4 protein-coding genes are annotated in these 15,665 nt (G+C 66.8%); all 4 read right to left on the minus strand.

What is annotated here, in order from left to right:
• Positions 1-11,832: type I polyketide synthase (locus tag ACIBLA_RS04915; protein WP_399197753.1), on the minus strand; the 11,832-nt coding region annotated here is incomplete at its 3' end.
• Positions 11,833-11,938: 106 nt separating this feature from the next.
• Complete coding sequence (locus tag ACIBLA_RS04920; RefSeq protein ID WP_399197754.1) at positions 11,939-13,219, minus strand: sulfotransferase family protein; 1,281 nt, start codon at positions 13,217-13,219, stop codon at positions 11,939-11,941.
• A 488-nt stretch (positions 13,220-13,707) separates the two neighbouring features.
• Entirely contained in the window at positions 13,708-13,938 is a 231-nt protein-coding gene (locus tag ACIBLA_RS04925; RefSeq protein ID WP_363246588.1) for a DUF6480 family protein, read from the minus strand.
• A gap of 109 nt (positions 13,939-14,047) precedes the next feature.
• Complete coding sequence (locus tag ACIBLA_RS04930) at positions 14,048-15,664, minus strand: cytochrome bc complex cytochrome b subunit (RefSeq protein WP_399197755.1); 1,617 nt, start codon at positions 15,662-15,664, stop codon at positions 14,048-14,050.
• Between the last annotated feature and the right edge of the window lies 1 nt (position 15,665).

Genomic DNA, 15,665 nt, shown 5'->3' on the forward strand with positions numbered 1-15,665 from the left:
CCAGAACTCAGCACCCAAACCATCAACCACACCCCCACCACGCACACGAGACACCACAGGCCAGAACCGCTCCCGCTGAAACGCATACGTAGGCAACGACAGGAGGGGGTCGCCTGACTGGGTTCCGAGCAGCGTTGCCCAGTCCACGTGGGCGCCGTGCACGTGGGCCCCGGCCAGAGCGGTCAGCAGGGTTTCGGGCTCGTCGCGCTCAGCCCGCAGCAGCGGCAGCCAGACGCCGCTGTCGGCTGTGGCCATGGCACTCAACGTCCCGGCAGGCCCGGCCTCCAGGAACAAGTCCGCACCGTGCTCGCGTAGCTTGAGGACCGTGTCGTGATAGCGAACCGTGTCCCGGACATGCCGAACCCAGTAGGCCAGATCTGTCACATCTGCATCTGGAACACCCGACACGACGGGGATCCGCGGCTCACGCCACGTCACCCGCTCCAGTACCCGCTCAAACGGCTCCAGCATCGGCTCCATCAACGGCGAATGGAAGGCATGACTGACCCGCAACCGCCGTGCCTTGCCACCCCGCTCCCGCCACTTCTCCGCCAGCTCCAACACCACATCCTCAGCACCGGAAATCACCGTCGACTCCGGACCGTTGACCGCCGCGAGTCCCACGCCGGTGTGCTCGCTGATCAAGTCCAGCGCCTCGGCCTCACCCGCCGACAACGCCACCATCGCCCCACCAGCCGGCAACTCCTGCATCAACCGACCCCGAGCCACAACCACCGAAGCCGCATCCGCCAGATCCCACACACCCGCCACATACGCAGCACTCAACTCACCAATCGAATGCCCCGCCACCCACTCCGGCACCACACCCCACGACGAAGTCAACCGGAACAACGCCACCTGCACAGCAAACAACCCAGCCTGCGTATAAAGCGTTTCATCCAGCAGGCCCGCTTCACCATCGATCACATCCCTGACCGGACGCGGCAAATGCCGGTCCAGCTCCCCACACACCTCGTCAAACGCCTCCGCGAACACCGGGAACGACGCATACAACTCCGAACCCATACCAAGGCGCTGACCGCCCTGACCCGAAAACACCACCGCCAACCGCCCAGAACCCACCGACCCGCTCACCACACCCACACCCGACCGACCCTCGGCCAACCCCTGCACACCCTCCACCAAAGCCTGCCGGTCACGGCCCAACACCACCGCCCGATGCTCAAACACCGAACGCGAGGTAGCCAACGCCCGCCCCACCACCACCGGATCGATCCCCGGCTGATCCTCAGCCCACCGACCCAACCGAACAGCCTGATCCCGCAACGCTTCCACCGACTTCGCCGACAACAACCACGGCAGGACCGCCCCACTGGTCGGGGTCGAGGCCTCCTTCGACTCCACCGCAGGGGCAGATTCGGGTTCTTCGAGGATCAGGTGAGCGTTCGTTCCGGAGATTCCGAACGACGACACCCCCGCCCGGCGCGGACGACCATCGGTCTCCCATGGCACCGCCTCGGTCAGCAACTCCACCGCACCCGCTGACCAGTCCACATGCGATGACGGCACGTCCACATGCAACGTCCGCGGCAGAACACCGTGCCGCATCGCGAGCACCATCTTGGTAATGCCCGCCACACCAGCAGCCGCCTGCGTATGACCGATGTTCGACTTCACCGACCCCAACCACAACGGCGCACCCTCCAGCCGGCCCTGACCATAAGTAGCCAACAACGCCTGCGCCTCAATCGGATCACCCAGCTTCGTCCCCGTACCGTGCGCCTCCACCACATCAACATCAGCCGAAGACAACCGCGCACTCGCCAACGCCGCCCGAATCACCCGCTGCTGCGAAGGACCATTCGGCGCCGTCAACCCATTCGACGCACCATCCTGATTCACCGCACTCCCACGCAACACCGCGAGCACCTGATGTCCGTGCCGGCGCGCATCAGACAACCGCTCAAGAACCAGGATCCCGGAACCCTCACCCCAACCCGTCCCATCCGCAGATTCGGAGAAGGGTTTGCACCGGCCGTCGGCGGCCAATCCGCCCTGGCGGGAGAATTCCACGAACACTTCCGGGGTGGACATCACCGTCACCCCACCAGCCAGCGCCATCGAACACTCACCGGACCGCAACGCCTGCGCGGCCAAATGCACCGTCACCAACGACGACGAACACGCGGTGTCCACCGTCACCGCCGGGCCCTCCAAGCCGAGCGCGTACGACACTCGGCCTGTGAGAACACTCCCGTAGTTGCCTGTGCCGTTGAATCCGTCGCTGTCTCCCGGATTCAACGCGGTCTGAGTCGCGTAGTCGTGATACATCAACCCGAGATACACACCAGTCGCACTGCCACGCAGCGAATCCGGCACGATCCCCGCCCGCTCCAACGCCTCCCACGCCGTCTCCAACACCAGCCGCTGCTGCGGATCCATCGCCACCGCCTCACGCGGCGAAATACCGAAGAACCCCGCATCGAACTCCGCCGCATCCACCAGAAATCCGCCGTGGCGGGTGTACGTGGTACCAGGACGAAGCCGGTCCGGGTCATAAAGACCCTCCACATCCCAACCCCGATCAGACGGAAACTCCGCCACCCCCTCACCACCAGCCGCCAGCAACTCCCACAACGCCTCCGGCGAATCCACCCCACCCGGAAAACGACACCCCATCCCCACGATCGCGATCGGCTCATCCAACGCACCGGTCGCCACGCTTCCGTGCGCGGGAACCTCGTCCGCCTGCTCACCCAGTACGCCCGCCAGCACAAACCCGGCCAGCAACCGCGAAGTCGGGTAGTCGAAGGCCAGGGTCGCCGGCAGGCGCAAGCCGGTTACGGCGGTGAGCCGGTTACGCAGTTCCACCGCGGTCAGGGAATCGAAGCCCACATCACGGAAGGTCACATCGGCATCGACCCGAACAGCCGAGTCGTGTCCCAGGACGGTGGCCGCTTGAGCACGTACCAGTTCCAGCACCGCTGAGTGGCGTTCCTCGATCGGCAGTGCGGCAAGACGGGCGGCAAGATCACCTTCACCAGCCGTGGTCGCGGCGGCCCGACGTGCCGGACCACCAGTCAGCCCACTCAGCAACGGCGAGACAGATCCGGCAGCTCGCATCGCCGCCATATCCAGCCGAGCCGCCACCACCAGCGGCCGTTCCACGCGCACCGCCGCGTCAAACAACGCCAGCCCCTGCTCATCCGACAGCGCCCGAACCCCGGCCCGAGCCCACCGGGCCAGATCCGTTTCACCCAGGCGCCCGGTCATTCCCGAGCTCTGCTCCCACAACCCCCACGCCAACGACTGGCCGGCCAACCCAGCCGAACGCCGCTGCTGCACCAGAGCGTCCAGCGCAGCGTTCGCCGCCGCATAACTCCCCTGACCCGCCGAACCCAACGTCGCCGCAGCCGACGAATACACCACGAACAAACCCAAATCCAGATCCAGCTCACGGCTCAGCTCATGCAAATGCCACGCCGCATCCACCTTCGCCCGCAACACCACGGACAGCCGATCCGGCGTCAACGACTCGACCACCGCGTCGTCCAGCACACCAGCCGCATGCACCACACCCGACACCGCGTACTCGGCAAACACCGCAGCCACAGCACCACGATCAGACACATCACAAGCCCGCACCGACACCCGCGCACCCAGGCCGCCCAGCTCGGCGACCAACTCATCCGCGCCTGGAGCTTCCATGCCCCGGCGTGAGAGGAGCAGCAGGTCACGCACGCCGTAGGCACTGATCAGATGCCGGGCGAGCAGCGCCCCCAGCACTCCGGTGCCCCCGGTGATGACCACGGTGCCCTCAGCCACCTGATCCGGCACCGGTTGACCAGCACTGGTAGCTCGCACCAGACGCCGCACACACAACATGCCCGCGCGCAGTGCGATCTCCGGCTCAGCGCTGCGCACCACCGGTGGCAAAACACGCTCGATGTCGACGTCGGCATCGACATCGACGTCCAAGAGAACAAATCGTCCTGGATGCTCGGATTGCGCAGAACGCACCAAGCCGGTCACCGCCGCAGCGGCCAAATCGCTGCCATCAACCGCGCCCTGGGTGAGCAGAATCAGGCGCGAGTCGTCCGTGTTCGGCTCGGCCAGCCACTCCTGGAGCCAGCCCAGTACCGTGGCCGTCACCGTCTGCACCGACTCAAAACCACTGCCAGTCGGTACCTGGGCGACCACCACCGCCGGCACGCCACCATTGACCTGGCCGTGCCAGGCCCAGTCCACATTCATGGGTGTGCCGGGATCGGACAGCGGTAGCCAGTCAACCCCGAACAGCGACCGGGCCGTTTCCCCCGCCGCTGACGCAGCCGGGTCGGTGGTGACCGGTCGCAGCATCAGCGAGTCGGCACTGAACACCGGCTGCCCGGCCGGATCGAACGCCACGACCCCAACCCCGCCGTCCTCACGCCGCAACAACCGCACACGCAGCACCGATGCACCAGTGGCGTGCAAACGAACGCCATTCCACACGAACGGCAAACTCACCCCGTCCCCACCGGGCTGAGCCGTCAAGCCGATCGAGTGCAGGGCCGAGTCCAGGAGCGCCGGGTGCACACCGAAACCGTCAACCTCGGTCCGCTCGGCCAGTGCCACCTCGGCGAAGACATCCGCGCCGGACTGCCACACTCCACGAAGCCCCTGGAAGGCCGGTCCATAGCCGTAGCCGTCCTCGGCCAGGCGCTCATAGGCACCGTCGACCGGCACCGGCCGCGCACCCGGCGGAGGCCATGCCCCCGCCCACACCGGCGCGGGGACAGCGGCCTGGGCACTCAGCACACCGTCGGCGTGCTGAACCCACTCGTCGTCATCGTCGGCGCGCGAGAAGATGCCGATCTCCCGCCGCCCGTCCTCATCGGGCTCGGCGACCCGCACCTGAACCTGCACCCCACCCTGCTCAGGCAACAACAGCGGGGCCTGCAACGTCAGTTCGTCAACCACCGCGCACCCGACACGGTCACCGGCGTGCACCGCCAGATCCAGGAACGCCGTTCCGGGCAACAGCACCGACCCGAGCACGGCGTGGTCGGCCAGCCAGGGGTACGTGGCCAGCGACAACCTGCCGGTCAGCACCACCGCGTCCCCGCCGGCCAGCGCCACCTCCGCGCCGAGCAACCGATGCCCAGGCTCGCCCTGCCCCAATGCCCGAACGTCCCCGGGCCGCACTCCGCCTTGCGTGGGCCAGTACCGCTGCCTTTGGAAGGCGTACGTCGGCAGGGACACCGACCGCCCGCCGGTACCCAGCAGGGAGGCCCAGTCGACTCCGGCGCCGTGCACGTGGGCCCCAGCCACTGCGGTCAGTAGGGTTTCGGGCTCGTCGCGTTCGGGACGGAGAGCGGGGAGCCAGACGCTGCTGTCGGCTGTGGCCATCGCACTCAACGTCCCGGCGGGCCCGGCCTCCAGGAACAAGTCCGCACCGTGCTCCCGCAGCTTGAGGACCGTGTCGTGATAGCGAACCGTGTCCCGCACATGCCGAACCCAATACGAGGGATCACAGACATCCGCATCCGGAGCCCCAGACACCACCGGGAACCGCGGCTCACGCCACGTCACCCCCTCCAGCACCCGCTCAAACGGCTCCAACATCGGCTCCATCAACGGCGAATGGAAGGCATGACTGACCCGCAACCGCCGCGCCTTGCCACCCCGCTCCCGCCACTTCTCCGCCAGCTCCAACACCACATCCTCAGCACCGGAAATCACCGTCGACTCCGGACCGTTCACCGCCGCGAGTCCCACGCCGGTGTGCTCGCTGATCAAGTCCAGCGCCTCGGCCTCACCCGCCGACAACGCCACCATCGCCCCACCAGCCGGCAACTCCTGCATCAACCGACCCCGAGCCACAACCACCGAAGCCGCATCCGCCAGACCCCACACACCCGCCACATACGCAGCACTCAACTCACCAATCGAATGCCCCGCCACCCACTCCGGCACCACACCCCACGACGAAGTCAACCGGAACAACGCCACCTGCACAGCAAACAACCCCGCCTGCGTGAACACCGTCTCATCGAGCAGATCCGAGTCGTTGTTGATCACATCCTTGATCGGACGCGGCAAATGCCGATCCAGCTCCGCACAGACCTCGTCGAAGGCCTCGGCGAACACCGGGAACGACACATACAACTCCGAACCCATACCCAACCGTTGACTGCCCTGACCGGAAAACACCACCGCCAACCGCCCAGAACCCGCCGACCCGCTCACCACACCCGCACCCGACCGACCCTCGGCCAGCAAGCGCAGGCCATCCCTCAACGCCTCCCCGTCCCCACCCAGAACCACCGCCCGATGCTCAAACACCGAACGCGTCGTGGCCAGTGAACGCCCCACCATCACCGGTTCCGTTTCCGGGGTCTCGGCGGTCCAACTAGCCAGTTGAGACGCCTGATCCCGCAAACCTTCCGGCGACCTGGCCGACAGCAACCACGGCACCACGCCAACCACCGGGTTCTCATCGGATTCGGTTGCCGATACCGGCTCGGGTTCTTCGAGGATCAGATGGGCGTTCGTTCCGGAGATACCGAACGACGACACCCCAGCCCGGCGCGGACGACCATCGGTTTCCCACGGCACCGCCTCGGTCAGCAACTCCACCGCGCCCGCCGACCAGTCCACATGCGATGACGGCACGTCCACGTTCAACGTCCGCGGCAACACCCGGTGCCCCATCGCCAGCACCATCTTGATAATCCCAGCCACACCAGCAGCCGCCTGCGTATGACCGAGGTTCGACTTCACCGACCCCAACCACAACGGCCGCCCCTCCGCACGCCCCTGACCATAAGTAGCCAACAACGCCTGCGCCTCAATCGGATCACCCAACCGAGTACCAGTGCCATGCGCCTCCACCACATCAACATCAGCAGAAGACACCCGAGCACTCGCCAACGCCGCCCGAATCACCCGCTGCTGCGAAGGACCATTCGGCGCCGTCAAACCATTCGACGCACCATCCTGATTCACCGCACTCCCACGCAACACGGCCAGGACCTGATGCCCACGCCGCCGAGCATCCGACAACCGCTCCAGCACCAGAACCCCGGCGCCCTCACCCCAACCCGTCCCATCCGCAGCATCCGCGAACGGCTTACACCGCCCATCAGCAGCCAACCCACCCTGACGGGAGAACTCCAGGAACATGTCCGGAGTGGACATCACCGTCACCCCACCAGCCAGCGCCATCGAACACTCACCAGAACGCAACGCCTGCGCAGCCAAATGCACCGCCACCAGTGAAGCCGAACACGCGGTATCCACCGTCACCGCCGGGCCCTCCAGGCCAAGCGTGTAGGCGACTCGGCCCGAAGCCACACTCACCGCGTTGCCGGTCAGCACATGTCCGTCGACCTCGTCCGAACCGGACGCCAGCACCGAACCGTAGTCAGATCCGCCGACACCCACATACACACCGGTGTCCGAACCACGCAGCGAATCCGGGACGATCCCGGCCCGCTCAAGCGCTTCCCACGCCGTCTCCAGCACGAGCCGCTGCTGCGGGTCCATCGCCGTCGCCTCACGCGGGCTGATCCCGAAGAACTCGGGATCGAACATTCCCGCCTCGGCCAGGAAACTGCCATGCCGGGCATAAGTGGTACCCGGACGAAGCCGGTCCGGGTCATAAAGACCCTCCACATCCCAACCCCGATCAGACGGAAACTCCGCCACCCCCTCACCACCAGCCGCCAGCAACTCCCACAAAGCCTCCGGCGAATCCACCCCACCCGGAAAACGACACCCCATCCCCACAATCGCAATCGGCTCATCCAACGCACCGGTCGCCACGGCCGTACTGGATGGCGTCAGATCCGATTCGGACGCTCCTGATATGCGGCGGTGCAGATACGCGGCCAGCCGTGCGGGTGTCGGATAGTCGAACAGCACGGTGGTCGGTAGATCAAGAGCGACATCCGCGATGAGCCGGTTACGCAGTTCCACGGCCATGTAGGAATCCGAGCCCTGTTCCCGAAAGCTCCGATCGGCGTCGACGTCCGATGCGCCACCGTGACCGAGCACCGCAGCCGCGTGCATGCGGACCAGGTCGAGCAGGTACGGCACACTGCCGGCCACGCCAGGCGCCGCAACGACTCCTATACGACCGCGCCGACGCTCATCCCGGCGTGGACCGTCGACAACGGTCTCTCGCAGGTCGCTGCTCAGGTCGGCGACCAGGATGCTCGGGTTGTCGTGTTCAACAGCACTGACCAGCGCCTCGATCTGCAGGGCGGGATCAGTGGGGCGCATCCCCTCGACCGACGGCATCTCCTCGTCGTGCCAGGCCACGAGAGTGCCCGGCAGGCAGTTCGCCCGGCGCAGCCGGATCAGCGCCTCGGCATGACCATTGGAGTCCGGATTCAAGCCCAGTTGCGCACTCGCACGCGACACCACCACGAACGCGGACAACCCGCGGTCGGCACTCTGCTCGTGCAGACGCCAGACGGCCTCGGGATCAGGCGTGCCAGCCGGTTCCGGAAGGTACAGGACCGCTGTGAGGTCCGGATCGGCCGGCAGATCACTGCCCCGGACGACGCGCGCACCGCCACCCTCCAACCAGCGGACCAGCTCGTCGGCCGACTGGCCGGTGCCACCACCGGCGAGCAGTACGGTGCCGGAGGGACGCCAGTCCCGCTGCGGCGCCGTTGTCGGAACCGGCGCTGACCGTACCCGCCAGGCGAACACTCCGGTGGAGCGCAGAGCCAAGCGGTCTTCGCCGTACTCACCGGCCAGAACGGCGCGCAGCCTGCGCGAGGTTGTCGCGTCCCACACAGCAGGAAGCTCAAGACGGCCGCCGACACCGCCCGGAGCCGACGGCCGATCCCAAAGATCACCGGCTACGCGGGTCGTCACGCACCACACCGGAACGTCGGCGACCATGCCGGCTGAAACGTCAGGTGGCAGGAACGACACCACGCCGGCGACCCGTCCCATGTCGCTGAAGGCAGCTTCCGGAAAGGCAGGGTCCACACGAACGAGCAAGGACTCATCCGGGTCGTCCGAGAGCGCGGCGACAACCTGGCCGACCACGTCCTCCTCCGGGCATTGGTCGGCGGGTACCGCCACGACCCATCGACCGGTCAGTGTCCGTTCCAGTACGGGGCCGATCGGCGCCCAGCAGACCTCGTACCGCATCGCGTCGAGTTCGGTGCCTTGAGGCGTTTCATGGGCCGGACTTACGGCTGGTGCATCCGGCAGCCAGTAGCGCTTCCGCTGGAAGGCGTACGTCGGCAGGTCCATGACGCGGCCCGCGTCACCGACCTGTGTGGCCCAGTCCACGTGGGCGCCGGCGACGTGAACACCGGCCAGCGACCGCAACCACCGACCCCGGCCACCGTCATCACGACGCAGCGTGCCCGTCACCGTCAGACCCTCACTGGCCTGCTCAACCGCCATCGCCAGCACCGGATGCGCACTCACCTCAACAAATGACCGATGCCCGGCCTCCACCAAAGTCTCGACCACCTCGGCAAAACGCACCCGCTCACGAAGGTTCCGATACCAATACCCACCATCAAGCCCCGCCGTGTCGACAACCTCCGCGTCCACCGTGGAATGCAGTGGTATGCCCCCGCTCGCCGGGGTGAGGCCGGCCAGATCAGCAGCCAACTGCTCCTCAATCGCCTCCACCTGAGCCGAATGCGACGCGTAGTCGACCGCGATCCGCCGCACACCCTCACCGGAATGCCGGGCGACGAACTCGTCACACGCCACCACGGAACCCGAGACCACCACCTGCCCCGGACCGTTCACCGCAGCCACGGAGAGACCACCGGCCCACGGGGCAATCCACTCCTCAACCTGCGCGAGCGCAGCGGGAACCGACACCATCCCCCCAGAGCCCGCCAACCCCACAATCGCCCGACTCCGCAACACCACCACCCGAGCGCCGTCCTCCAACGACAAACCACCAGCCACCGTCGCAGCGGCGATCTCCCCCTGCGAATGACCCACCACCACGGCAGGCGAAACACCCGCCGAACGCCACAGCCCGGCGAGGGACACCATCACCGCCCACGACACCGGCTGCACCACATCAACCCGCCCCAACAACCCCGCATCACCCAGAGCATCACGCAACGACCAGTCCACCAACGGCCCCAACGCCGCCCCACACCGCTCCATCCACTCCGCAAACACCGGCTCCGAATCCCACAACTCCAGACCCATCCCCACCCACTGCGCACCCTGCCCCGGAAACACAAACACCGGCCCCGACGCAGCCGGCCCCGCCGTACCACGAACCACCGCCGTGGAAGTCTCCAAATCCCGCAACGCCGTCACAAACCCGCGTACGTCCTCCGCCACCACCACCGCACGATGCTCGAACACCGACCGGCTCAACACCAACGCCCGGCCCACCAGACCCGGATCAACCCCCGGACGCTCAGCCACCCACCGACCCAACCGAACAGCCTGCTCCCGCAACGCCTCCGCCGACTTCCCCGACAGCAACCACGGCACCACCCCACCCGCCAAGCCCTCCACCGGCTCCACATCCGGTATCTCAGCTACCTCAGCACTGCCGAAACCGGTCGCTTCGCTCACCACCATGTGGCAGTTGGTACCGCCCATGCCAAAGGAGCTGACCCCGGCCACCAGTGGCCGCTCGCCATCGGGCCACGCGCTGGTCTCCGTCTGCACGCGCAGGTTCAGATCCGTCAGCGGGATCCGCGGATTCGGCTCGCGAAAGTTCAGACTCCGCGGGATCAGACGATGCCTGATCGCCAGCACCACCTTCAGCAGGCCGGTGATCCCCGCCGCCGACTCCAGGTGGCCGATGTTCGTCTTGACCGATCCGACCCGCAGGGGGCCAAGCGCACGCCGAACCTCACCCAACGGGGAACCCACCGGAGCCCCCACCGCCGCACCCAGCGCGACGGCCTCGACCGGGTCGCCAACCGGGGTGCCGGTCCCGTGCAGTTCGACGTACTGCACTTCGGCCGGGTTCACGCCGGCGTGCTCGTGGGCGCGCCGGATGACCTCTTCCTGCGCGGCTGCGCTGGGAACGGTCAGCCCATCGCTCACCCCGTCGTTGTTGACCGCGCTCCCGCGAATCAGGCAGTACACCCGGTCACCGTCGGCCAGCGCCTGCCGCAGCGGCTTGAGCACCAGCACCGCGCCGCCCTCACCGCGGACGAACCCGTTGGCCCTGGTGTCGAAGGTGAAACATCGGCCATCGGGCGACAGCCCACCGAACTTCGACAACTCGACCCCGGCGTGCGGGCTGAGATTGAGGATCACCCCGCCCACGATCGCGCTGGAGCACTCCCCATGGCGCAGGCTTTCGCACGCGAGATGCACGGCGACCAGAGAGGACGACTGCGCGGTGTCCACGGTGATGCTCGGGCCGCTCAACCCGAGCGTGTACGAGACCCGGTTGGCGATCATTCCGCGCTGCACACCGGTGTTGCTGTGTGCGGTGATCGCGTCCAGCCCGCGGCGGTGCAGGAGTGCCGCGTAGTCGTCCTTGTTGGCACCGGCGAAAACACCGACGGGCTCGCCCCGCACCTGATCCGGGACGATCCCGGCGTCTTCCAGGGCCTCCCAGCTCAGCTCAAGCATCAGCCGCTGCTGCGGGTCGATCGCGGCGGCCTCACGTGGTGAGATCCCGAAGAACGCCGCATCGAACAGGTCGACGCCTTCCAGATAGCCGCCGAACTCGGTGCCGGCGGCGTCGGGACTCGGTCCGTCCGCTGTGTCCCAACGAGTGGCGGGAGTCGTCGAGATGGCGTCCACGCCGTCGTGCAACAGGGTCCAGAAGGCCGCCGGATTGGCCGCGTGCGGTAGTCGGCACGACATACCGACAACGGCGATCGGGTCCCGGTCCAAAGAGGATTCAGATTCAGTCATCAGAGTTCTCTCGGGTAGCACTCGTGACAAGGGGACGCGGCAGCATCCGGCCGGCGGCACCGGCCGGCCGGGTCTGCCCGCTGAGAATCGCTTTCGCTTGGAACGTCTAACCGCGGTCCATCGGAACGTCGAATCGCTCGTAGTAGAACTTGAACCGCTCACGCAGCTCGTTCTTGTCGAGCCCGAAGTCGTCCATGGTGAAGCGCTGCTTGCTGCGATGTCCGTCCGCTCTCGCGGTGAAGGCGCGCATTTCTTCCATGGCGGTGTCGTCCGGTTCGTGGCCCACCGCCGACGATATTCGGGTCACCGTGCCCATCGGATCTTTGACCAGCTCACCGAAGGCGACATCGACAAACCGGTCCCCGTTCTCGGTCCCCTCGGCGCTGTCGCGGTAATCCACCATCGAACGCAGGGCTCGTTCGATGTAGTCGGCGCACAACTGGCCGATACGGTGCAGATTGGGGTTCCGCAGCAGCATTCCGGTCGAAAACGTGCTCAGCCCGGCGAGAGAGACCAGTGAGGAGATCGGGTCGCGGTGGGTCTGCACCACTGTCGCGTCGTCGAACACGGTCAGCAAGGGGCGCAGCATCTCCAGGTGTGTGGGTGTTTTGAGCAGCCAGCGGCCACCGTCCGGCCGTTCGGCCTGCATTGCCTGGAGGTATTGACGGAGCAGCCGGTACCCGCCGGAGTGATCGGCGTCGGTGTACCAGCGCGTGTATTCCGGGAAATAGCCGAAACCGAACTGAAGCGACACATGCGCGGCGTCCAGCAGCGGCATTTCCTCTTCGGGCTCGTCGTTGGCTATCTCATGGCTGTCCACGAATCCGGGGAACGACCAGGACATGGCGCGCACGAACCGCTCGCCCGCCCTTACCCGCGGATCGGGCCCGTTGACGCGCCCGTTGCCTCGCTCACTGTCCCGCCGGGTGCCGCCGGCCGGGATCGGCTCCAGCGATTCCCAGAAGGGCATGTGGTACCAGGCGTGGTCCCGCGCCATGGTGCGATGCAGAAAGGTGGTGCCGCTTCGGGGCATGCCCACCACGAACAGCGGTGCGCTGACCGGTTTCTCGAACAGTTCGGGCTGCTGGGCCGCGAGTTCGGTCAACCGCAGCCGGTGGACCATCGGTTGCGTGAGTAGTCGACGGACCATCAGGCGGCCGAAAACGCTGAGGTCGACCTCTTGGTTGGCCGAACGGCACAGGATCTCCAGCGGCGCCTCGAAAGGAGCCAGATCTCCGAAATCGGACAGTCCGGTTTTGGCTCGGGCCTGATCGATGAGTATGGCGGGCTCGACGGGCCACAACCGGGTTCCGACCGGATCGAGCAAGCGGTTGATTGACCGAATCGGCCATGGCAGCCGGTATCCGCCAATGCTTTGGGCTGTCATCGGTGACGTACTGGTACTGCTCTTTGTCGCATCCGAGCGCATTGACCTCAACTGCCTTTCGGGCCGTCATCTGCGGAGAGCAGGGGAAAGTCGATGGGAAGTGGACCGAAGGCCGGGGGTGGGGGTTCCCGAAAACCGATCACCGCCGGGCGCGTCGAACTCGGCGTGCGCGATCCGCACGCCCTCGTCGCCGTCGCCGGCTGAATCGATTTCCGGCCGGTCTAAAAACCGTCCTGCTCGCGTGCCGCTCTCTTACCGTGGCCGTGGGGCAGCTGTGCCGCGTGGGCGGGATCGTACGTCGCTGCGGTCGTCGTCGCGGACATCGTGGGGGGCTCCAGTCCGTATCACGTTCCGGTCTCGGGCCAGTATTACGCGCATTCAGCCCGGTCCCTTGAGTGAGCGGGAAACCTGCTGCCTCGCGCGGTATGAAATCGGGCGTTGGGCACGCACCGCGTGGGATGGCTCCGGGGGCAGGACCAGCTCCGCGCTCAGTCGTGCACGAGCACCGCGTACCCAACCATGCCGATGACCACCAGCAAGGTCAGCACTGCGATCACAATCAGCGGAGCCGCACCCCACCCCTTCGGCGGATCGTTTCTCGGCCCGGCCTCCGACATGCCACCCTCGGCCGGCGGCGCCTCACCTGGCGGCACCCCACCACCACGCTCCGGGTCGGGGGTGTGGTCGGGATCAGAGTCGGGGTGCGAGGGGGGAGTCATGGACTCTGGGTGCCCTTTTCGCGCCCCGGATAATCCATTAGATATAGGCCCAAAGAGACCTCGTGGGTGTCGGGTGCGTTCATCGAGCGCCTGGTGGCTCGCCGATGGTTCACCGGTGGTGCCGGTCGTTGATCTGTCTGTACTCCCGTGCGGTCGGTTTGGGGACCTGCGTGGCTTCGCCGTGGAAACCGCGGCTCATCCTGGCGCGCAGCAACTGCGTACGGGTGGGTGTCGTACCGCTGCCGTTGTCCGCCGCCGTCAGCGGTGTGTACTGCTCGTGCTGGGTGAGGGCGTACAGCTGCGCCTGGCTGAGGGGTTCGTGGATCTCGACATACTCGCCGTGGATGAGACGGGTGAGAGTGCCCGTCTCGCGGCCGTGCAGGATCTTCTCGCGGTCCCGCCGCTGGAGACCGAGCGCCGCCCGTTTCGTCACGACGTACACGATGAGCGGTACGACGAACAGGCCGAAGCGGACTGCCCAGGTCACCACGTTGATGGACACGTGGAGGTGAGTGGCGATCAGGTCGTTCGCCCAACCGACCATTGCCACCGCGTACACGCTGAGCCATGCGGCTCCGAGGGCGGTGCGCACCGGCCGGTTGCGGGGCCGGTCCAGGATGTGGTGTTCGCGGTGGTCGCCGGTGACCCAGGCTTCGAGGACGGGGTAGAGGCCGAGGGCCAGGAAGAAGCCGACGCCGGCCAGTAGCGGGAGGAAGTTGTCCAGGGCGAGGGTGTGGCCCCAGAAGTTGAGCTCCCAGCCCGGCATGACGCGGAGCAGACCGTCGGCGACACCCATGTACCAGTCGGGCTGTGCTCCCGCCCCGACCTGGTTCGGGTGGTAGGGCCCGTACAGCCAGACAGGGTTGATCTGTGCGACGGCACCGAGGATGAAGAGCACGCCGGCGACCATGGCGAGGAATCCCGCCGACTTCACCGCGTACGTGGAGAAGGGGAGCCCGACGATGTTGTTGTTCGTGCGTCCCGGACCGGGGAACTGCGGGCGCTGGAGGCGGGAGGACAGGAATACCAGGGCGGCGAAGAGTGCCGCCATGAGGGCGGGGATGATCAGGATGTGGATCGTGTTGAACCGTGCCACCAGGTCGTCGCCCGGGAACTCTCCGCCGAAGAGGAACATCGACACGTAGGTGCCGACGATCGGCGTGGCGAGGATGGTGCCGTTGACGATGGCGAGCCCGGTTCCGGACAGTCCGTCATCGGGCAGGTCGTATCCGGTCAGGCCGGCGAACATGGCAAGGACCAGGAGCAGGAAGGCACATGTCCAGTTGAGTTCGCGCGGCTTGCGGAAGGCGCCGGTGAAGAACACCCGCATCAGGTTGGCGAGGAGGCTGGCGGCGAGGACCAGGGCTGACCAGTGGTGTACCTGCCGGATGAGCAGGCCGCCGCGGACGTCGAAGGAGATGTCCAGGGTCGAGCTGAACGCCTCCGACACCATCTGGCCACGCAGCGGGGCGTAGCTGCCGTTGTAGACGGTCTGCTCCGACGAGGGGTGGAAGTACAGCGACAGGTACACGCCGGTGAGGAGGAGGACGACGAAAGCGCAGAGCGCGATCTCTGCGAGCAGGAAGGACCAGTGGTCGGGGAAGACCCGGTGCGGCAAGCTCTTGCCGGGGCCTCGCCGGCCGAGGCGGACGGCGGCCCAGCCAGCGACCCGCTCCCCCGTACTCGGGTGCCGCGGCTCGGGCGACCCGGTCTCTTCTGTCGTCATC

Origin of the sequence: Streptomyces sp. NPDC050433, from assembly GCF_044458565.1 — a bacterium.
In the GTDB taxonomy this organism is placed as follows: domain Bacteria; phylum Actinomycetota; class Actinomycetes; order Streptomycetales; family Streptomycetaceae; genus Streptomyces.

Excerpts from the sequence above, each read along its gene's own strand:
- ACIBLA_RS04920 (WP_399197754.1), bottom strand. The coding sequence starts at position 13,219 with ATGACAGCCCAAAGCATTGGCGGATACCGGCTGCCATGGCCGATTCGG.
- ACIBLA_RS04925 (WP_363246588.1), bottom strand. The coding sequence starts at position 13,938 with ATGACTCCCCCCTCGCACCCCGACTCTGATCCCGACCACACCCCCGAC.
- ACIBLA_RS04930 (WP_399197755.1), bottom strand. The coding sequence starts at position 15,664 with ATGACGACAGAAGAGACCGGGTCGCCCGAGCCGCGGCACCCGAGTACG.